General features: G+C 51.8%; 19 protein-coding genes. 3 read left to right on the forward strand and 16 right to left on the reverse strand.

Translation table 11 applies throughout. The features are described 5' to 3' along the window. The first annotated feature begins 32 nt into the window (after nt 1-32). Nucleotides 33-644: a Yip1 family protein gene (locus IE064_RS06085; RefSeq protein ID WP_189617083.1), complete on the forward strand. Its 612-nt coding sequence runs from the start codon at nt 33-35 to the stop codon at nt 642-644. 80 nt (nt 645-724) lie between these two features. On the opposite strand, the gene IE064_RS06090 is transcribed toward IE064_RS06085, so the two are convergent. After that, nucleotides 725-1,378: a thiol:disulfide interchange protein DsbA/DsbL gene (locus IE064_RS06090; protein ID WP_189617084.1), complete on the reverse strand. Its 654-nt coding sequence runs from the start codon at nt 1,376-1,378 to the stop codon at nt 725-727. A gap of 133 nt (nt 1,379-1,511) precedes the next feature. Next, a complete protein-coding gene (locus tag IE064_RS06095; protein ID WP_189617085.1) occupies nt 1,512-1,712 on the reverse strand; it encodes a hypothetical protein in 201 nt (66 codons plus the stop codon). Between the two features lie 328 nt (nt 1,713-2,040). Here IE064_RS06095 and IE064_RS06100 point away from each other — a divergent pair, with 328 nt between their 5' ends. Then, a complete protein-coding gene (locus IE064_RS06100) occupies nt 2,041-3,153 on the forward strand; it encodes an iron-containing alcohol dehydrogenase family protein (RefSeq protein WP_189617086.1) in 1,113 nt (370 codons plus the stop codon). Nucleotides 3,154-3,282: 129 nt separating this feature from the next. Here IE064_RS06100 and fdhF read toward each other — a convergent pair whose 3' ends face one another. The 13 genes from fdhF to IE064_RS06165 all read right to left on the reverse strand — a co-directional run bounded on the left by fdhF (nt 3,283) and on the right by IE064_RS06165 (nt 17,519). Continuing rightward, nucleotides 3,283-5,460: a formate dehydrogenase subunit alpha gene (fdhF, locus tag IE064_RS06105; RefSeq protein ID WP_189617087.1), complete on the reverse strand. Its 2,178-nt coding sequence runs from the start codon at nt 5,458-5,460 to the stop codon at nt 3,283-3,285. 20 nt (nt 5,461-5,480) lie between these two features. Next, nucleotides 5,481-6,026, reverse strand: a complete 546-nt coding sequence (hydN, locus tag IE064_RS06110) for an electron transport protein HydN (RefSeq protein WP_133039426.1) — start codon at nt 6,024-6,026, stop codon at nt 5,481-5,483. Between the two features lie 190 nt (nt 6,027-6,216). Next, complete coding sequence (hycI, locus tag IE064_RS06115; protein WP_189617088.1) at nt 6,217-6,720, reverse strand: hydrogenase maturation peptidase HycI; 504 nt, start codon at nt 6,718-6,720, stop codon at nt 6,217-6,219. Next, on the reverse strand, nt 6,713-7,117 hold the full coding sequence (locus IE064_RS06120) for a formate hydrogenlyase maturation HycH family protein (protein ID WP_133039424.1): 405 nt from the start codon (nt 7,115-7,117) through the stop codon (nt 6,713-6,715). The genes hycI and IE064_RS06120 overlap by 8 nt, the downstream gene beginning before the upstream one ends. Then, a complete protein-coding gene (locus tag IE064_RS06125; protein ID WP_189617089.1) occupies nt 7,114-7,887 on the reverse strand; it encodes an NADH-quinone oxidoreductase subunit B family protein in 774 nt (257 codons plus the stop codon). Before IE064_RS06125 ends, IE064_RS06120 begins: the two co-directional genes overlap by 4 nt. Further along, a complete protein-coding gene (locus IE064_RS06130) occupies nt 7,884-8,432 on the reverse strand; it encodes a formate hydrogenlyase complex iron-sulfur subunit (RefSeq protein WP_189617090.1) in 549 nt (182 codons plus the stop codon). Before IE064_RS06130 ends, IE064_RS06125 begins: the two co-directional genes overlap by 4 nt. Nucleotides 8,433-8,450: 18 nt before the next feature. Next, nucleotides 8,451-10,130, reverse strand: coding sequence for a hydrogenase large subunit (locus tag IE064_RS06135; RefSeq protein ID WP_283166087.1), 1,680 nt, complete (start codon nt 10,128-10,130; stop codon nt 8,451-8,453). Nucleotides 10,131-10,173: 43 nt separating this feature from the next. Further along, nucleotides 10,174-11,784, reverse strand: a complete 1,611-nt coding sequence (locus tag IE064_RS06140; RefSeq protein WP_189617092.1) for a hydrogenase 4 subunit F — start codon at nt 11,782-11,784, stop codon at nt 10,174-10,176. A 5-nt stretch (nt 11,785-11,789) separates the two neighbouring features. Beyond that, complete coding sequence (hyfE, locus tag IE064_RS06145) at nt 11,790-12,440, reverse strand: hydrogenase 4 membrane subunit (RefSeq protein WP_133039419.1); 651 nt, start codon at nt 12,438-12,440, stop codon at nt 11,790-11,792. A 12-nt stretch (nt 12,441-12,452) separates the two neighbouring features. Beyond that, a complete protein-coding gene (locus IE064_RS06150) occupies nt 12,453-13,892 on the reverse strand; it encodes a hydrogenase 4 subunit D (RefSeq protein WP_189617093.1) in 1,440 nt (479 codons plus the stop codon). A gap of 15 nt (nt 13,893-13,907) precedes the next feature. Continuing rightward, a complete protein-coding gene (locus tag IE064_RS06155) occupies nt 13,908-14,858 on the reverse strand; it encodes a respiratory chain complex I subunit 1 family protein (RefSeq protein ID WP_278250731.1) in 951 nt (316 codons plus the stop codon). 10 nt (nt 14,859-14,868) lie between these two features. Next, the gene (gene hyfB, locus IE064_RS06160; RefSeq protein WP_189617094.1) at nt 14,869-16,893 is read right to left on the reverse strand and encodes a hydrogenase 4 subunit B; all 2,025 of its coding nucleotides are present in this window, start codon (nt 16,891-16,893) and stop codon (nt 14,869-14,871) included. Continuing rightward, complete coding sequence (locus tag IE064_RS06165) at nt 16,890-17,519, reverse strand: 4Fe-4S dicluster domain-containing protein (RefSeq protein WP_189617095.1); 630 nt, start codon at nt 17,517-17,519, stop codon at nt 16,890-16,892. Before IE064_RS06165 ends, hyfB begins: the two co-directional genes overlap by 4 nt. Before the next feature lie 1,102 nt (nt 17,520-18,621). Here IE064_RS06165 and flhA point away from each other — a divergent pair. After that, complete coding sequence (flhA, locus tag IE064_RS06170; protein ID WP_189617096.1) at nt 18,622-20,718, forward strand: formate hydrogenlyase transcriptional activator FlhA; 2,097 nt, start codon at nt 18,622-18,624, stop codon at nt 20,716-20,718. A 236-nt stretch (nt 20,719-20,954) separates the two neighbouring features. On the opposite strand, the gene IE064_RS06175 is transcribed toward flhA, so the two are convergent. Then, nucleotides 20,955-21,413 carry a YaiI/YqxD family protein gene (locus tag IE064_RS06175; protein ID WP_189617097.1) on the reverse strand — a complete coding sequence of 153 codons (459 nt, stop codon included), beginning with the start codon at nt 21,411-21,413 and terminating at the stop codon, nt 20,955-20,957. Between the last annotated feature and the right edge of the window lie 46 nt (nt 21,414-21,459).

Genomic DNA, 21,459 nt, shown 5'->3' on the forward strand with positions numbered 1-21,459 from the left:
GCATTTCGCTGCAAAAAGCTGAGAGGTCTGTTATGAGTAATCATGTATGGGGACTCATGCTGCATCCCGAACACGAATGGCACAATATCAATGCTGAGCACGAAACCATTGGCCACATGTATGCACACCATACACTGTGGATGGCGGCAATTCCGGTATTGAGTTCATTTATTGGCACGACCCAGTTCGGCTGGACATATGGTGGTGAAGAATCCTTCAAAGTGTCCACGCTAAATGGTTTAGCGTTAGGGATAGCTTTCTATGCGCTGATACTATTGGCGGTGGGAGTTGTCGGTAGCCTGCTGCACTGGTTAGCGCGAAATATCCCAAATCGACCGAGTCGTAAAGACTGCATTATTTTCGCTGGCTATGTGGGCACGCCGATGTTTCTCAGCGGTATATTTGCCATCTATCCGGTGTTCTGGTTGTGCTTGCTAGCGTTGATTGTTGGGGTACTCTATACCGCATACCTGTTATATACCGGAACACCTAGCTTTTTGGGGATCAGCCACAAGCAAGGGTTTATCCTGTCGGGTGTCACACTTGGTGTTGGTGTTCTGGTGCTAGAAATTCTGCTGGCAGTGGTCGTGCTGCTGTGGAGCATGGGGTCAGAAAACAGTGTTATCTGGCATTTCTTCCGCTAACGCTCGTCACGGTGGCTTGGCTATCGAAATGACAAGGGACAACATAATGTTGTCCCTTGCTTATAGCACGTATCGTCACCTTAATTTTTTCCGGCTTGCGTCAACAGATAATCTACCAGCGCGGCAAAATAGGCCTCTGGATCTTTGGCATGAGTGATGGAAGTAAGATTAACGATATACTTACCACCTACCAGAAATGCGGGCACACCTTTAATGCCAAGGCTGTCTTGATCTTTAAAGGCTAGCGATAGTTTGTCTAACGTGGCATCGCTATCCATCGCCCTATAAAACTTGTCGGCATCAATGTGGTGCTCCACTAGGAACGATTTGAGATCTACTCTATCCGGTAAGCGCCGCTCAGATGCTGCAAAATCATGATAAAACGCCATGATTTTATAGACGAGTTTGCTGTTACCACTCTGCTCCAGTGCGTAGAACACATGCGCATCAAACACCCAGCGATCGCGCCCGATAGCAGGACGGCGCACAAATGTTACTTTAGGGTTAGCCTGTTCATATTTCTCGACGATAGGATTCATCGCCTGACAATGAGGGCACCCCAGCCACAGATATTCAATTACATACGGAGCCTTCACGCCTGGCACCTTGACGGCTGGATTTACGGTGATGTAATCCTGCCCTTCTTTAAACTGCGGCGTTTCGGCACTCGTGCCCACCACAACACTCATTCCAGCCAGTAACACACTGGCCAACAGCCACATACGACGTTTCATTACCACGTTATTCCCTGCAAAATACCTGTTATCAAATGTTTGAAATAGTGCCTAAAGATATTGCGTAATACCAGCAACAAACACCGTTAAAACATTAACTTCTGTTAACTCTACCAAATACCGCTGTAGCAAATTACGATTTACCAGCTTCTTTGCTGTTGCTTAACGGATGCTCCGTTTTAGGGATATCAGATACCTTGATATCGCCATCTTTCGTTTTACCGTTAACCACCACGGCCGTGCCATGTGGCGAAACTTGAGCCCCCACACGAGTGCCATGCCAACTGCAACCGCTAACCATCATGAAACCAATCACAACGAGCAGGAATTTCATGTTGATGACTCCTTACACTGCTATAAATTGGATTAACCAATTGTTATAAAAGGATTGTTAGAATCGAACAACACCTATCAAACGCCACGACTTAGACCGTAACTTCTGTATGCTTCACGTTCGTCGTAACAAAAAATGCTGACTTGTTGACGCCTGCTCTCACATTATCTTAGCCGTGGATATTTATCATCCGTATAGCGTTATTAACAGAATATCTGGCGGTTGAACCCTCACAATTTTTATGACATCGGCAGATAAAAAGTGTATTACTGTCAAAGCATTATCAATAGTTATTCATCAAAAATGAGTGTGTAAACAGGATCCAGCGATGTCAAACCAGACCATTTACCTCCCCAACTATACCGTTGGCGCAGATGCCTACGACAAAATTGCTTATATCACGGCACCCTATGGCAAAAAGGCCGTGGTGGTTGGTGGCGAAATTGCCATGTCCAAAGCGCGGCAGGCACTTAGCAACAGTGTCGAAAACACGGCAATCACACTGTTAGGCTTTCTCTGGTATGGTGGCAATGCCACCATGGAAAATGTCCAACGTCTACAAGCTGACCCACTGGTGCAGCAGGCGGATATGATCTTTGCTGTCGGTGGTGGACGCGCCTGTGATACGTTAAAAGTCTTGGGCGCCTTGCTCGATAAACCCGTGTTTACCTTTCCAACATTGGCGTCAAATTGTGCCGCTTGTACCTCGTTAAGCGTTATGTATCATGAGGATGGTTCGTTCAAGGACTACGCCTATCAAAATCATCCGCCACTACATACCTTTATCAATACCCAGATTATTGCTGAATCACCAGTATCGTTGTTCTGGGCAGGGATAGGCGATGCCTTAAGCAAAGAGTATGAAGTGGCGTATTGCTGCCGCGACAAGCAACTGTCACATCTGCCCCAATTAGGGTTAGGCATTGCCAAAACCTGCACCGCACCACTGCTGAAGCACGCTAAAAAGGCGCTGGCAGACTGCCGCAGTCATCGAGTTTCTGCGGAGCTAGAAGAAGTGGTACTGGATATCATCATGCTCACGGGGATTGTGTCCAACTGCACAGTGCATATCAGCGATCAAATTGCCCCGGCGGATCAGTATTACTACAACAGTTCACTGGCGCATTGTGTGTATTACGGCAGTTCCTTGATCCCGGCATGTGAGTCACATTTACATGGTGAAATCGTCGCTTTCGGTGTGCTGTGTTTGTTGAAATATGATGCTAATGATACCGAATTTAACCGGATTTTAGCCTTTAATAAATCTTTGGGGCTGCCTATCACCTTGGCTGATATCGATTTAACCACAGATGACCTACCAATTATTGCCGATAAAGCCGCATCGGTGATTGAATGGCGCCATGCCCCTGGGACACCTACGAAAGAAAAGTTCATTGAAGCGATTGTTGAAACCGATCGTCTCGGACAGTTAGCAAAGTAATGTTACGGAAAAACGACGCGGCAACGTCAATGTCCGTCGCGACCAAAAAAGTGGGGACAGTAAACTGTCCCCAAAAGTTAAGTGTGAGTATTAACGTGTTAACGCATAACAAACAACATGTTGTGGCAACTACATCGCCACGGCTGCCGGTTTGGCATTCTCTACCACACTGCGCAGACGCGCCTTCAGATCCTGATAAATCTGCTCCGCATGGCTTTCTGCCCAGTTCTGATCGTCAATCGATTTCAAGGTTACCGCACAGTATTTAGTCTCCGGCGTGTTAGTGACCGGATCCATATTCTCCTGTGTCAGTTCGTTGCAGGCACCGACCCACCATTGGTAAGTCATGTACACCGCCCCGCGATTGACGCGTTCGTTAAAGTTGGCGCGGGTAATCACTTTACCACGACGTGACTCAACCCAAACCAGTGCCTGGTCCTGGATCCCCAGTTGCCGTGCATTATCTGGATGGATCTGCACAAACCCCGGTTCATCTGCCAGTGCCTTCAGCGCCGCACAGTTACCTGTCATCGAGCGGCAAGAGTAATGGCCCACTTCACGAACGGTACTCAGTACCAGCGGGTAATCCGGTGTTGTCAGCTCCGCCGGTTTACGCCACTGATGAGTCAGCAGTTGTCCCTTACCAGAAGCAACCGCAGTAAACTTCAAATCGGTGTACAGAATTGGTGTTCCTGGATGTTCCAATGTCGGACACGGCCACTGAATATGCCCCAGTTCGCCCATCTTCTCGTAGGTGACACCGTAGTATATTGGACACAGTTCTCTCAGTTCGTCCCAAATCTGCTGATCGTTGTCATAGTGCATTGGGTAACCCATCTCAGTCGCTATCAGCGAGATGATCTCCCAGTCACGTTTAACGTTGTACTTAGGTTCCACTGCCTTATAGAAACGTTGGAAACCACGGTCACAACAGGTATAGACACCGCTATGTTCACCCCAAGAGGTGGCAGGCAAAATCACATCGGCCATTTCGGCGGTCTTGGTCATAAAGATGTCTTGTACCACTAACAAATCCAGTGCTTCCAGGCCTTTACGCACTGAGCTGGTATCCGCTTCGGTCTGCATCGGGTCTTCACCCATGATGTAGTAGGCTTTGACTTTGCCTTCCATTGCCAGATGCGGTACCAGTGACAAACGCACCCCAGGTTCAGGATCCATCTGCGCCGGATCAATACCCCAGGCTTTGGCGAATTTCTCGCGGATAGCCGGGTCGGCTACGGACTGATAGCCTGGGAACAGATCCGGCAGCACGCCCATATCACAAGCCCCCTGGACGTTATTCTGTCCTCGGACAGGCGCTACCCCAGCACCGGCACGGCCTAGATTGCCAGTGAGCAATGCCAACGCCGCCAGACTTTTAACGGTTTCAGTGCCCTGACCGTACTGTGTTACCCCCATACCCCACATAATGACAGCGGATTCGGCCCCGGCGTAAGTACGCATCGCTTGACGGATCTGCGCTGCCGGTACGCCAGTCGCTGCTTCTACAGCTTCCGGAGCATAGTCTTTCACCACATCCCACAGACCATCGAAGCCTTCGGTATATTTGGCGACAAACTCTTTGTCATACAGCTCTTCTTCAATCAGGGTATAAATAAAGGCGTTGATCAATGCCATGTTGCTGCCGTTGTGCAACTGCAGGAACTGGTCAGCAATGCGTGCGGTTTCAATCTTACGTGGATCACACACCACAATTTTGGCGCCTTTCTGGCGGGCTTTGACAATACGCCGAGCCACAATCGGATGAGAATCCGCGCCGTTATAACCGAACACAAACAAGCATTTTGAATTTTCAATATCGTCCAACGAAACGCTCATAGCGCCGTTGCCCAGTGTAGCGCGCAGACCTGCGACGGATGGGCCGTGTCAGACTCGAGCGCAACAATCGACGTTATTAGTGCCGATCACTGCGCGAGCAAATTTTTGCATCACATAGTTGGTTTCGTTACCAGTACCACGGGAAGATCCTGTGGTCATAATGGAACGAGGGCCAAACTTCTGTTTGATTTCAGAAAAACGTTTAGCGACAAATTTGATTGCTTCATCCCAGGACACAGTTTCAAAGGGTACCCCTTTGCTACGACGGATCATTGGCTCGCGCAAACGCGGAGTCAGCAGTTTGGTGTCGTTGAGAAAGTCCCAGCCATAATAGCCTTTGAGGCACAATTCCCCTTGGTTGGTGTAACCATTTGCGGCCTCGGCGCGGATAATCTTGCCGTTATCCACCACCAGATTCATCTTGCATCCCGCACCGCAATACGGGCATACAACGGTTGCTTTTTCCATAGTTATCTACCTTTACCAGCTTAAGAGTAGAGCTGAGCCCCGGCGTCCAGTGCGGCGCGGCGGCGTTTTTCAGCACTCATGGCCTCAAGTTCGTTGCGGTCAATACATCTGAGTGCTTCTGTCGGACAAACTTCGATACACGCCGGCCCTTGTGGGCGGGTGTAGCAAAGGTCGCACTTGTTGGCCTGGGCTTTTTCAACCAGGACATTAACGGCAGCGCCGGTATTGCGCACCACCGGATGGGTTACCACTTCCATGGCGCCGTACGGACAGGCCACCACACAGGTTTTACAACCGATGCAGCGATCCTGCAGCACATGCACAAAGCCATGTTCGCGGCGAATAGCGTTATTGGGACAAACGTTAGCACAGGGAGCATCTTCACACTGACGGCACGCTGTCGCAGTGCTGATGTCGCCCCCTTTTACAACGTGGATACGGGGATTGAAGTTTACGGCGCTGACACCGGTCACGTCCCCGTCTGGGCGATGGGCAACAGCGCAGGCTACCTCACAGGTGCGGCAGCCGATACACTTATTGGCATCAGCGAGAATAAAACGATTCATAATACTCTCCGGTTTTCCACAGGCTCTTGTTACCTGTTATTACAAAGCACCTACACACTCTATGGCTTTAATACATAATTCAAGCCAACTATTTTTCCCAATTAAAAACATTAGGTTACATAAAGAACATAAGACTAAGACCAAAATTCACGACACTGTCGTCATGTCATTTCGACAAAACTGTCGAGTGTCAGCAGCACTCACCCTCGACACTCAGCTGCGGGATCTGCCGCCAATTGTTGTCAGCAAACATCTGGTACAGCGCCGCCACAGCTTGGCTGACCGCTGGCGTCATGGGATAACAAAAACCGACGATGTCTGGCTGGATGCCAATCATTACCACTTCATCCACCGCCTCACGTAAATCATCGATAAGATAATTGAGCGGCATGCTATGGGTACTCATCAGCATCATTTCACCAATACAATCAGGGTCAATTTGCCGAATTTCTCCGGGATTGAGGCCCATTTCAGTCGCATCCACCACCACCAACACTCTGGGTGCCAATGCGCGAATATGTACGGTTTCGGTTTCCGGGGCGCTGCCGCCGTCCACTACTTGCCAGCCATAAATCGGCCTGTCGGCCAACTGCTGAGCCAGTAAGGGGCCAGCACCATCATCACCCATCATGCTGTTACCAACACACAGCAATACTTTGGCTGCGCGGTCGGTGTCCGGGTTTGCTTTAGTCATGGAGCCTCCTGACGATCAGGTGAATTGCAGTTTCGGTCTGGATCATCTCCAGCATAGTCATCAGCTGATCGCGCCAGTGCAGGATCTCGCTATCGACAGTGTCATCCATTGCCGCCAATCCCTTGGCCAGCATCACCACATGAGTACTGTTGATCACGATTTCGCCATACTTAGGAATGCCCGCCAGTTTCTGACGGGCCTGCTCGTCAGGAATGGCAGCAAGCCATTCCTGATAACGTTCCAATGGACAAGTTAATGCGGGTTTAAAACAGTCAATCACCCCTAAGTGATGGCCGATGGCCAGACCGTAATACACCAGCTGTTGCGATTCTGGTTTGGCATCCTTGTCATCGACAAACTTCTGATTGAGGATGAAAAAGGTAACCGATTCGCTCATGCCCGTAGTGCTCCTGTAACCTGTTGTAATTGACCGATGATCTCATTCAGCCGTGGGTCGCTCTGCATGGTCAGATACTGCGCCACAGCCGCATCGCTGTCGGGCGTTATCAGCAGTTCCAGATACTTATCGGCAATCTGCCGTCCGTAACGATAACCCGCTAATTCACGCGCCTTACGCTCTACTACAACCCGAAGTTGTGGTGCCACTTGCGGATGGCGAAGCTGGGCTGGATGACTGTCGATAGCAGAGGGTTCACGAGCGTGAATTTTCTGCTCCAACAGTCCCAGTGCCATAGCGAAACCGTACAAGGTTGCCGCCGGTGTTGGCGGGCACCCCGGAATGTAAACATCCACAGGTACGATTTTGTCGGTACCGCCCCAGACGCAGTAGAGATCATGGAAGATACCACCACTGTTACCGCAGGCGCCGTAGGAAACGATGATTTTGGGATCCGGCGCAGACTCATAGGCTCTTAAAGCTGGTACGCGCATAGCGCGAGTGACCGCACCGGTATATAACAAGATGTCGGCATGCCGCGGAGATGGCACCACTTTGATGCCGAAACGTTCAGCATCAAACAGGGGGGAAATGCTGGCAAAAATCTCAATTTCACAGCCGTTACACCCCCCGCAATCAACGCGATAAACATAAGCCGAACGACCTATATTTTTCAGCAAAGACGCCTTCATCTTGGCGATGCTTTCATCCACGGTCAGTGGAATAGGCATACCGTTGGCATCTCGTGTGTCTGGTAAAGTTAAGCTCATAGCACTGGCTCCCGTAATAACCGGCTCAGATTGATGCGCTGTGACTGGGTGATATTGTGCGCGCGTTTACAATGCGGGCAGGTGTGAAGCTGCTGATGCAGCGCCTCACGATCTTCGAACTGGCCAGTTGCCATCAACAGATCTTCGGCGTATTGCAACTCTTTAGCGACGGCGAACGGTTTACCGCACTCAGCACAAGTTGCCAGCGGAAACGCTGACTTCTGATACAAGTCCTCTTTACGCCACACCGCCATCTGTACTTCTTGGGTCAGCACGATGGCATGGGTTGGACAAACTTCTTCACAGCGACCGCAGAAGATGCAGCGACCGAGGAACAATGACCACTCTTGCATACCGCTAACCAGATTGGTTTGCACCGTCAGCGCATTCGCCGGGCAAGCATTCATACAGGCCGCACAGGCGATACACTGGGACGGGTCCTGTTCAGGTTTGCCGCGAAAGTTTTTGTCTACCTCTGGTGGGGTCAGCGGATCTGTGCCGGTAACCACGCCAGTCTGCAGCGCCTTTTTCAAAAATTTCAGCATAATTGACTCCTTGGCAGACTACTTCAGCGGGGAATTGGTACGCTCGATGGCGTAACGTTCCACCTCTTTGTAGGACACGGTTTTGCTAGAGCGCTTGTTGACATCAACAAAAGTGACGCGGTCAGTGCAGGAGTAGCAAGGGTCGAGGCTGCCAATAATCAGCGGTGCGTCGGAGACCGTATTGCCCCGCAGCATATAGCGCAGCGTAGTCCAGTTGGCATAAGTCGCCGCACGGCAACGCCAGCGGAACAGCTTTTGGTTATCTCCGGTCATACTCCAGTGGATGTCATCGCCACGCGGTGCTTCAGTAAAGCCCAGTGCAAACTTATGTGGCTGATAGGTAAAACCATCCACCTGCAACGGCCCACCAGGCAGATTATCCAACCCGTAATCGATCATATTGAGGCTGGTATAAACCTCATTAATGCGCACTTTCAGGCGCGACAACACATCGCAGCCCTGTTCGCTGTGAACTTGCATCGGTAACAGACCGTAACCCACGAACGGATGATCGGCACGGGCGTCACGGGCATGACCACTAGCACGTACCATAGGACCAACGTTACTGAAATCGCGGGCGATTTGCGGGTCAAGAATGCCGACGCCAACGGTACGTTCTTCCATGTTGGGTGTACTCAGCAACACATCGACCAGGTCGTTCACTTCGCGGCGCATCTCCTGCGCCAGTTTACGGGTGGCGAGCATGTCATCTTTGAGTAAGTCGCGACGCACCCCACCTATCAGGTTCAAACCATAAGTCTTGCGGGAGCCGGTGAGAATTTCGGCCATTTTCATGGACACTTCACGCACGCGGAAGAACTGCATAAACCCAGAGTCAAAACCGGTAAAGTGGCAGGACAAGCCTAGATTCAGCAGGTGGCTATGTAACCGCTCCACTTCCAACAGAATGGCGCGGATCATCTGTGCCCGCGCTGGCACCTTAATGCCCAGCGAGTTTTCAACCGAGGTGGTGTAAGCAGTGCTATGGGCAAACCCACAAATACCGCAAACCCGATCCGACAGGAAGGTCACTTCGTTATAACCCATACGGGTTTCCGCCAGCTTTTCCATGCCACGATGCACATAAAATAAACGGTAGTCAGCATCGATAATACGTTCACCATCCACAAACAGACGGAAGTGTCCCGGCTCATCAGAAGTCACATGCAACGGGCCGATGGGCACGATGCGGTTTTTGTCACTCCCCAGTTCGTTGATAAACGGATAGGTTTCGCGATCCGTTGTCGGCGCGGGACGCTGGCGATAATCCATACTGTCTTTACGCAGCGGGAACAGATCTTCTGGCCAGTCATCTGGCAGTACCAGTCGCCGTTCATCCGGCAGTCCAACTGGATGCAAGCCGTACATATCACGAACTTCACGTTCGCCCCACACGGCCGCAGGCACTCGTGGAGTAACCGCCGGATATTCGAGCGTATTGGCATCCACCAACACCTTCACCACAATCCAGCATTTCTCGCCCTCTTCCATCGACAGCACGTAATACACGGCAAAATGGCCATTCAAGGTGCGTTCATCATTGCCGAACAGCACACTCAACCAGCCCCCTTGGCGGTAATACAGATATTCCACAATTTCCGGCAATAATCCGGTTTTAACGGTAATGGTGACCTGATCCTGAGTCTGTCTTTCCTCTTCCAGAACGGCGTTTGGAAACTGTGCTCTGACCCGGGCCAGATAACCAGCGGCTTTATGGTCGGCATTGGCAACAGTGTTTTGATTAGTCACGGTACATCTCCTGCTGGGAAGGGGTTGATTGAGAAGCGGTGGTGCTGACAGCCCCGGTAGTTGACATACCCGGTACCGACAGCGCCCGCAATTCGGCTTCACCGGCTTTATCACCGTTCAGCACAATGGTGGTGGCCTGTTGCAGCAACTGTGTCACCGGTTGTGGAATATGGGTGCCCATCAGCAACATCAGCGCTAGTAGCAACGCCAGCGGCGCTGTCGTCAGCCAACCAAGTTCACCTTTGCTAACATTGTCAGGCTGCTTACCCAGCACCGACATCACTACCATCCGTACCAGTCCCGCCAACACAATGGTCAGCAGTGCCAGCAGCAGTAATACCAACCATAAGTGACCAGCATGAATACCCGCGGTGACTGTCATAAACTCACTGAGGAACACGTTAAATGGTGGCATACCGCCAAGAGCCAAGGCTCCGCCCGCCAGTAACGCCCCCGAGAAAGGCGCCACCCGCAACAACCCTTTAATGGCATTCATATCGCGGGTGCCATATTTCAAAAGTACGTTGCCTGAGCCACAAAACAGCAGGGTTTTTGCCAGACTGTGGTTCAAGGTGTGCAGCATGGCGGCCAAAATGCCCAGCGGGCCACCGATCCCCAAGGCCACCGCAATCAGCCCCATGTTTTCCACACTGGAATAGGCCAGCAGACGTTTCATGTCGTGCTGAACCAAAATGAGGAAAGCGGCGACACCCACGGACAATAGGCCAAAGATCAGCAACAGCCGCTGTGGGAATTCGTTACCAATGGCAGCGCTAATCAGAATGTAATAACGCACAATCACCAGCAGCGCGCAGTTCAGCAATACTGCTGACAGCAACGCACTGGTAGGGCTTGGCGCTTCACTATGAGCATCCGGTAGCCAGGCGTGCATAGGGAACAAACCAGTTTTTGTCCCAAAGCCGATGAGCACGAAGATAAACGCCAGATGCATCAGCGTACTATCCAGTTCACCAGCATGATGCAGTACCTCGGTCCAGAAGATTGCATCGCCGGGATTGGCCATCACATTGGCCGCATTGGAGTACACCAACACAGTACCGTAGAGACCGAACGCCACGCCTACGGTACAGATGATGATGTATTTCCAGGCCGCTTCCAGTGAAGACTGCTGCCCATAAAGCCCCACCAAAAACGCTGAGCTGAGAGTGGTCGCTTCAATTGCCGCCCACATCACAATCAGATTGTTGCTGGTGATCACCAACAGCATGGTGAACAGGAACAGATGGAAAAAGCCGTAGTAACTGCAAAGTGAGCCGACACTGACTTCACCATCATCGACCTCATGGTTCATATAGCCGATGGAATAGATACCGGTAATAAAGCCGATGATGCCGAGAATGGCCAGAAACAGCGCACTCAGTCCATCAAGATGCAGCCAGTTATGGGCGGCAAGTAATTCGCCCTGACGATAGACGGTCCACACAGCCACCAGTGAAGTGACCAGTAGCAAGGTACTGCCGATAGCATGCACCATAGTGACCAGTTTTTGCGAGCCGTCGCCAGTTAGACGACAGGCAAACGCCAGCAGCGAGGTCACGAGTGGAATGGCCAGCAGGGTGATAAAAAGATCCAATGTAGCCATGTTGTTCACCCTTTCAATGAGATCAGTTTTTGAACATCAAGAGTGTTCATGGTGCGGTATATACGCCGCGCCATCAGCGCCATGATGATCACGGCGAAAATGGCATCAGTAGCAATGCCGATTTCCACCAGTTCTGGGGCACCATGTGCCAGCAAAGCGAGGGTCAGATGTGCGCCGTTCTCCATCAGACAGTAACCAAACACCTGCTTGAGGATATTGCGCTGACTGACAATACACAGCAGCCCGATAAGAAAATGCCCTAGCGACACCGCCAGCACCGGCTTGAGCTCAGTCAGCATTGGCAGTTGTACCGGCTGCACCGCAAAATAGCTCACCAGCACAATCGCGGCAGCGATCATAAACAGTGCCGCCGTGCTAATAACACCGCCATCAGCTTTAGGATCTGCCAGTTTGCAAAAGGCGCGATACATGATCAGTGGCACCAGCACCACCTTGGTAATGAAGGCACTGATGGACCACATATACAACTCATGGGCCCCGAACATATTCGCCAGCGTGATGAAAATACCCACCAACACCAACGACTGCAGCGCATACAGACCGGCGGATAGCGTCGGTTTTTTCGCAGCAATCACCAGCATGGAGGTGACAATCATCAGCCCGGCGAGGTTATTGACAAGCAATGTTCCAGTCATATGATTTCTCCCTTACGCCAGCCAGGTTGCCGCAATAACGCTGGAGATCAGCGACATCACAATCAACACCACCAGCACTATCTTCATCGACATTGGCACCGCGGACGCATTAGCCACTTCAGTTGAGGGTTCACCGGGCACGGTACGACCGAACCACAACAGCAACCAGGCAAAACTGGCGACCGATTCAATCAGCGCAATAATCAACAGCGGTAACAGCCACCAGTGCTCATGGCTCAGTTCAAAGCCCGCCGCAAACAGCGGGAATTTACTAAAGAAGCCGTTAAACGGTGGCACCCCGGCAATCGCCATTGCCGCCACACAGAAGCCAATGCCCAATAGCGGCATACAACGCAACAGGCCTTTCAACTGTGGCAACATACGGGTGCCACAGGCATAACTGAGGGCACCAGCCACAAGGAAGAACAAGCTCTTGGCATAAGCGTGGTTGAAGATGTAAGCAATACCGGCATCAAAGGCCATTTTCGAATTGAAGATGGACAGTGACAGTGCCAGAAAGATGTAAGACAACTGCGCAATAGTGGAATAGGCCAGCAGACGTTTCATATCTTTCTGCGGCAGATACATCAGGAAGCCATACACCATAGTGATGGTTGCCATTACCGCGCCGACTACCCCGATTTCATGAGGCACAGTCCCCGCCGACATAATGGCGCGGGCAAAGATGTAAACGCCCACTTTCACCATGGAAGCAGCATGCAAGTAGGCACTGACTGGCGTTGGCGCTTCCATCGCATCTGGCAACCACATGTGCAGTGGCAGTTGTGCTGATTTACCCCAGGCTGCAAACAGTACACCGCCGAACACCACCAGCTTGTCGGCATCACTGAGCTGACTGATAGCCGTTAGCTCAAAAGTCCCGGTTTTGGCAAACAGCCAAGCCGCCGCCAGATACAAACCAACAGAGGCGATGTGAGTCACCAGCAAGGCTTTCAAAGCTGAACGCAATGACTTGGGACTCTGATAGTAGCCAATCAACCCCCAAGAACAGCCGCCAGTGATTTCGAAAAACAACAGTTGTCCGAGGATGGTGGATGACAACGTCAAGCCCGCCATCGCCCCGATGAACACCAGCAACAAGGCATAATAACGATTACTGCCTTCGTGCGGATGTTCCCGGTTGCCAACCGTGAGATAACCACAGGAATAAAGGCTGATCAGAAAGCCGAGGGACACCACGGCAAAACCAATCAACAGACTGACGCGATCCATCACAAAACCAAACAGCTGGGTATGCCCATAACTGTATAGGGTGAACGTCACATCGGTTTTACCGCTGTCCAGATAGGCGTAGGCCAGAGCCGCCATACCCAAAGTGGCCAGCAGCGCGAACAGCGTGCACAGCACCTTGGCGTGTCGCTGTGGCATCAAAGCGATCAACAGTGCGCCGATAAACGGCAGCAGCATGGTCGCAAGCGCAATATTCTCCATAAGAATGCTGACTCCTTATAGCCCGGTCAGATAGAACATGAACGCCAGCGCCGCAACGCCGAAGCCCATCCAGGTCACCCGTCCGGTCAACAGGAAACGACCACGGGCAAGCGTATTTTCAATCACGGCGGCCACCACAAACACCAGTACCAGCTTGACCACAAAGGCCAAGGTTCCTAGCAACAGGCTGGCAACAGTGAGGGTGTCGGCTTTACCAAACGGCACGAAGATGGCGAGAAACAATCCGGCAACCACTACCTGTTTGAGGCTGATGCCCCATTTCACCAGCGCCAGACCGGCACCAGAGTATTCAGATAGCGGACCTTCTTGCAGTTCCTGCTCGGCTTCGGCCACATCGAACGGGATTTTGCCCATTTCAATGAACACTGCGAAGGCGCAGGCCAGCAGTGCCATGGCAGTAGCGGTTGGGGCTGCCCATTGCTGCGATGCCAGCGTGCTGCTAATGTTGCTGATATTGGTAGACCCCACTATCAGCGCCACCACCAGCAGGCCTAACATCAGAATGGGTTCCACCAAGATCCCCAGCGTCAGCTCACGGCTGGCACCAATACCGGCAAAGGTGCTGCCAGAATCCAGCCCTGCTAGCGAGAAGAAGAAACGGAAAACCGCGAACAGATAAAGTAAGGTGATCACATCACCACCCGCCGCCATCGGTGATACCTGAGTCACTAGCGGCAAGGTCATTGCCACCAGCAACATGGTGCCAAGCAGCACAAACGGCATCACCCGGAATACCCCACCACAGTTGCTAGGCGCAACTTCCTGGCGGGTGAGCAATTTCATAATATCGCGGTATTCTTGCAACACACCGGGCCCTTTGCGGCTGTGCATCTTGGCGCGGATCACCCGCGACAGGCCTGACAACAGTGGCGACACGGCCATTAACAACACCGCTTGCAGCAGTCCTGCAATCAGTGCCAGTACCAAGGAATTTTGCATCATCATCCTCTACTCCTTAGGCCATGGTGACGATCAACAGCACAACCAGCGCTGCGACCACATACAGGCAGTAGGCACGAAAATCGCCATACTGGATCCACTGCACCAGACGACTGAGTCGTTGCACCCCACTCACAACTGGCAATACCAGATGTTCATCCCAGACTGGTTCAACTTTGGCAGCTGCGTCAGTAGTGGCAGCTAGAGACCGTTGCAACATGGGCGCAGGGTCGAGTGTCTTACGCAAGCGATAGAGCGGCGCAAACAACACCCGCAATGGCTGCGCAAAACTTCCAGCAGACAAGGCCATTTTGGCCTCGTAGCCATAACCACAAGCCCAAGGCGTACCACGGCGGGTAAAGCGCAGTCGATCACTGCCACCTTTGACGCTGTAGATAATCAGCGGCAACAACGGCAGCGCCAGCAGCAAGATAAACAGCAACGGTGTGTTAAGGCTGGTCTGAGTCACATCGCCCGGGAACACGCTGGCACCACTGGCCATCGCAATGGCCGAGGTATGACTCAGTTGCGCAGCGATATTGGTGATCACTGGCGCAACCACGGCGGCACCCACCCCCAGAAGTACGCACAGAATGGCGAGTAGCCACATGGCACTGGTCATACTGAAAGGCACTTCACGGGCATTGGCAGCTTTTTCACTACGCGGCGCACCACAGAAGCAAATACCATACACTTTGACGAAGCACATGGCGGCCAGCGCCCCGGTAATCGCCAACATGACGATAGCGGCCGGACCTGCCAGTTTTAGGCCCACACTGCCGTCGTGGCTCATGGTGAACAGGGACTGATAAGTGAACCACTCACTGACAAAACCGTTCAGTGGCGGCAGTGCGGAAATTGCCATACAGCCGATGAGGAACGCCACCGCTGTCCGCGGCATCAGTTTGGCAAGTCCGCCCATCTGCTCCATATCCTTGGTGTGGGTGCGGTAGATAACCGCGCCAGCGCCGAGGAATAACAAGCCTTTAAACAGCGCATGGTTGATCAGGTGATACAATCCCCCTAGCAATCCCAGTAGCGCCAGCAATGGGTGATGGGTGGCAATCCCTATCATCCCGGCACCCACGCCCATCAGGATGATGCCGATGTTTTCAACGGTGTGATAAGCCAGCAGACGTTTGATGTCGTGCTCGGCCAGTGCATACAACACACCGAGTACGGAGGAGACGGCGCCGAAGGCCAGCACCACTACGCCCCACCACACTTCGGTCGCCCCCAGCAAATCAATGCCCACCTTGATGATACCGAAGATCCCTATCTTCACCATCACCCCAGACATCAAGGCGGATGCATGAGAAGGCGCAGCCGGGTGAGCGCGAGGCAACCACCCGTGAAGCGGCAGCATCCCAGCTTTGGCACCAAAGCCAAAGAACGCTAGCAAGAACACTGCAGACGCTTCACCGACGGGCAAATGCGCTTCACGGAAAGCGGCAAAATCTAAGCTTCCCGCATGACGGTACAGCAGGAAGAAACCGAGCATGATCAGCACAGATCCCGCATGGGCGATAAAGAAGTACAACAACCCCGCCCCTACCGCTTCATCATCCTGCTCCGAGATCACCAAGAAATAGGAACTGAGAGACATCGCTTCAAACAACACGATAAAGTAGAAGGCGTTATCTACCGCCACCAGCGCCACCATAGAAGCGATAAACAGGTTCATGAAGAACCCCATCGCCCAAGCACCTTTTCCACGATATTCCTGCAGGTAAGCGAATGAATACAGCGAAGTCACCACCACCAGAATGGAAATGACCAGCACCATAAACGCTGCCAGCATATCCAGTCGCAGTGTCAGATGCGCAAACGCCGCAAAAGGTCCGGCATAATCGGCAGTGATAACCCCTCCGTCTAGCAGCACTGGCAACGCTGCGATAACCCCAGCAATCCCGCCGACGAGCGACAGTAAGCCACTCACACGAATCGCCAGTGCCTCATTGCGGCACAACAGCAGCGACAACAGGGCGCCAACCATGTAGAGCGCCAACGAGAGTCCCAACCAGCTTAATGGCGTCATCATAATTTTTGCCCCTCATCAGTTGCAGCAACAGTGCCAGTGGCAGACTGAGCATGCCAGCTCCCGGAATTGGGCAGCGACGCCAATTGCCGTTTACGCGCCGATGCTTTAGCAAGCTCCGCGTCGCTCACCAGTACAATGGCACTGGTCGGGCAGGTATCAATACAGGCGGGGCCTTCCGGCCGGAAGCTACACAAGTCGCACTTCACCGCAACAGCTCGGATCCCAGGTCGCCAGTCCAATAGCGGGCTGATGGCACGAGGGGGACGTGGGGCTGGAGCCGCCAAAGGCGTGCAGACATCCAATGGAATATCCAGTGGTTTAGAACCACTGAGGGTAATGGCACCGAACGGACAGGCAATAGCACACAGCTTACAGCCAATACACAGGCTTTCGTTGAGTACGATGGCTTCATCCTCACGGCGGATAGCGTTGACGGGACACACAGTGGCACAAGGGGCATCCTCACACTGATGACACATCTGTGGCGCTGATTCTTCAGCACTACGCATCACCACCAGTCTTGGTTCGGTCTGTAACCCTTGTAGCCGGTGTGCCTCTGAACACGCCGCCATGCAGGTATTGCAGCCGATGCACAGTTGCGGATCGGCAATGACAAAACGGTTCATATACTCTCTCTAAGCACTTGATCCCACCTTGAGCCCATTTCGTCACTTTTGACGACTTAGCTGCCACTGACAGATCTGTCGACACCTGTAACCCTGAGCTAAAAACCGGGACAACTTCCCATGAAGCGGGGCTTTGCGCGTATCGGGGCTATATTGCTGATCGTCTGACCTGCATCCCGGCGAGCAATGCTCCGGTTAAGCGGCCACCCCAAATGGCTGACCAATGTCCCTAGTGAGCATTTTCTGCGCCAACTGCGAAAAATATTTTTTAACCGTTTAATTTCATATAGTTGCAATAAATTTCAGGGTAACATAACGTTCAATTGAGCTTCGACACTAGCTGAATTCGACAGTAGTGACACCGCTTGATAACCTGCGGTTAACTCGATGGCATGGCTGGCACTATTTTTGCTGAGTTCTATATGTGCACGTGCTAACGCGCCAGATAAGGAAAGGTAGTGGTAATGGCAACGAATACTTCTATGCCAACCGCGCTGCCATGTTGCTGCCATGTTGAAGGAACATATTGAGATACACCGCACTGGTCATCGGTATTTCGAGTTAGCAACACCGCGTATTTACCGCTCCTTGGGGAGAAATGCGGTTAATTAACCGCTGTGGTTTTGCGGTGATCGGCACAAACTGATGATCGTAAAAAGTGTGTGACGTCTTATCCAAGGCGTAGCCGACGAAATTGCGGTGGTTCGCTAGGCAAACTAATAATAACGAGGGCGTACCGCGCCTTAAGGAAAACTTCTTATGCAACATTCCCATACAGATGCTTTCACCATTTTCTTTACCCGGTTCACATGCCAGCAAGCCAACAACATTGCAGGCCATAATGACCCATTCAGTTACTTCGCCAACCAGGCTGGCTTGCCCTAATTCATATAATTCAGGTAGTTTGTGACTAACACTGCAATTACGTCAGGAACCCCTGGAGAGTTGGGATGTAATCGCATTTTGATAGATGAGAATATGTTTTAATAAATCGTCCGTCTTAGCGAACTGCATGGATGCGCTGTGTACCGAGTGACAGCTGTCAAAAACAACCCTGTCTCGGCACAATGGCCTTTATGTTGTTGTAATAGAATTTGGAACTATGGCACAGCGATTTCAATACCTTAGTGAACAGAAAAGCTGCCTGAGGCTGACGCATCAACTGCTGGATCAAGCCAGTGTTGATACTATGCTGCAGAGCCTGAATCAGCATTTTGTTGAAATAGGATTACCCTATGACTGTTCGGTGCTAGTGGATGGCCCGATGGCAGTACCACGGCTTTACCTCGAAGCTGATGATGGCGGCATCCGCAGTTTTGACGAAGCCTCCTTACTGCAAAACGGCCCGTTACGCATAGTGCAAGCATCCAGGACCGTGCTGCATCTTAGTTGTGAAGACTACCGTCAACGCTATCCGCGTTTAAGCGTGAGCATCCGTCCCCAGCCATTTGGTGATTATCTGGCCCTGCCTATTCTGAACCATCACCGACTCATGGGATTATTGGAGATCACTCGCCATGATACCGGGCAGTTCACAGACGACGACATTGCCCATCTGGAACTGGTGGCCGAATCTATCGGTATTGCGCTGGAACACCTGCAGTCACGGCTGGCACTGAATTTTGAACAAGGGCAATTGTGTGAAGAACGCGATGACTTCCACGTGCTGGTCAATGTCACCAACGCCGTTATCACCGAGCGTAGTGTCGAATCGCTGGTGGATAAAATCGCCAGAGAAATTCACTGTTACTTTGGGATTAACGCCATCAGCGTATGTTTGCCAGAAACGGATCCCAACAATCTGACGCTTTATAACGCCTTTTTCGTGCAGCCCGGCAAACCACAGGAAGCTCAGATCCATATCAGCGCTTCACGCAGTATTTGCCAACAAGTGCTCGACAGTGGCGAAATCCTGTTACGACAATTGTCAAAGGACGATCCTCTGGCCTGTAACGAAACCCAATTATTTAATCTGTGGCCAGCAGATTCACACCTGCTGTGTCTGATCCCCATAAAATTTGCCGGACAAGTGTTAGGCGTGCTGAAGCTGGCGCAGGCTGACGAAGCGTGTTTCCAAGGTTCGCGCTTGCAGTTGCTGGCACAAGTTGCCGAGCGCACGGCCATCGCCGTAGATAACGCGCGAGCCTACCAGGAAATCAACCGCCTGAAAGATAATCTGGTGCAGGAGAATAACTATCTCAGTGAACAAGTGGAGAGTCTCAGCCATCAGCAATTTGATGAAATTATTGGCCGGAGTAAAGCCATCACTGAAGTATTGAAGCAAGTAGAGCTGGTGGCGAAAACCGACTGCAGTGTGCTGTTACTCGGCGATACCGGAACAGGCAAAGAGGTGTTTGCTCGTGCCATCCACCGCCTAAGTCCCCGTAACGGCAAACGCATGATAAAAATGAATTGCGCCGCCATGCCCGCAGGCTTGCTGGAAAGCGATCTGTTCGGCCATGAAAAAGGTGCTTTTACCGGCGCCAGTAAAGAACGTATGGGGCGCTTTGAACTGGCACATCAAAGCAGTTTGTTCCTTGATGAAGTCGGTGATATGCCGCTGGAGCTGCAACCTAAACTGCTACGAGTATTACAGGAACAAGAGTTTGAGCGGGTTGGCGGCAACCGGCTGATCAATGTCGATGTGCGCCTGATCGCGGCTACCAATCGCGATCTGAAACAGATGGTGACAGATAAGGAATTCCGTTCTGATCTGTTCTACCGTCTCAATGTATTTCCTATCCGCTTGCCACCGTTAAGTGAACGTCGCGACGACATTCCGCACTTGGCAAAGTACTTTGTGTTCCGCGCCAGCAAGCACATGGGGCGCAACATCGACAGCATCCCATCGAGGGTGTTGCGGCAACTGCAGGAGATGGACTGGCCGGGTAATATTCGTGAATTACAGAATGTTATTGAACGGGCGGTACTCCTGACCACTGGTCATGTGTTGCAACTACCTCCCGAACTGGGCCTGTTTGATGCCGAAGAGGAACTACAGCTAAGCCCTTACGAACCGCAACCACAGCGTAATGCCGAAGAAGACGACGAATACCAGCGGATTGTTGCCGTGTTGCAGGAAACTAACGGCATTGTTGCTGGGCCGCGAGGTGCAGCGCACAAACTCGGTTTGAAACGCACCACCCTACTGTCGCGCATGAAACGCTTGGGGATCGATAAAGAAACCGCGCTGGTATAGCCAATAACCTTCACGTTGCACGGGGAGCTTCCAGCCTGGCTAACACGGCATTGAATATCGCTCAGCGTGGGCACGCCTCACAACAGCCTTGTGCGGAGCTGAAGAACATTCCTCAACTGAAATAACAAAAAATCATTAAAACTCAATAAATTAAATTCAAATTCCAGCATTGAGTGATTCGACTGATGCGTATCGCGAGACGATTAATACAAAATGCAAAAAGCAATAACGCAAAATCAATTCCGGGATTTCTGATATTGCGCCAGTAGCTTATCCAACGCATTAGCAAAGGCTTGACGGTCTGCCTGGTTCAGTGCCGCAGGCCCACCAGACTCGATACCACTGGCACGTAACGTATCCATAAAATCGCGCATGGTCAGACGCGCCCGAATATTGTCAGCGGTAAAAGCGTCCCCCCTCGGACTCAATGCTCTGCCACCTTTCTGCAACACGTCGGCTGCCAATGGGATGTCCGAGGTGATCACCAGATCGCCCGCGGCCACTCGCGCTACGATTTCATTATCCGCCACATCAAAGCCTTTCATCACTTGTAATGTGTTGATAAACGCAGACTTTGGTATTCGTAGCGGTTGATTTGCCACCAATGTCACAGCCACCTGACAACGCTCCGCTGCACGATACAGTACCTCTTTAATCACTGCTGGACAGGCGTCAGCATCAACCCAAATTTTCATAGTACTCTAACCAGGAATATGTTGAATATATTTGAAATTTTACCTT

Source organism: Shewanella fodinae (genome assembly GCF_014651955.1).
GTDB lineage: Bacteria > Pseudomonadota > Gammaproteobacteria > Enterobacterales > Shewanellaceae > Shewanella > Shewanella fodinae.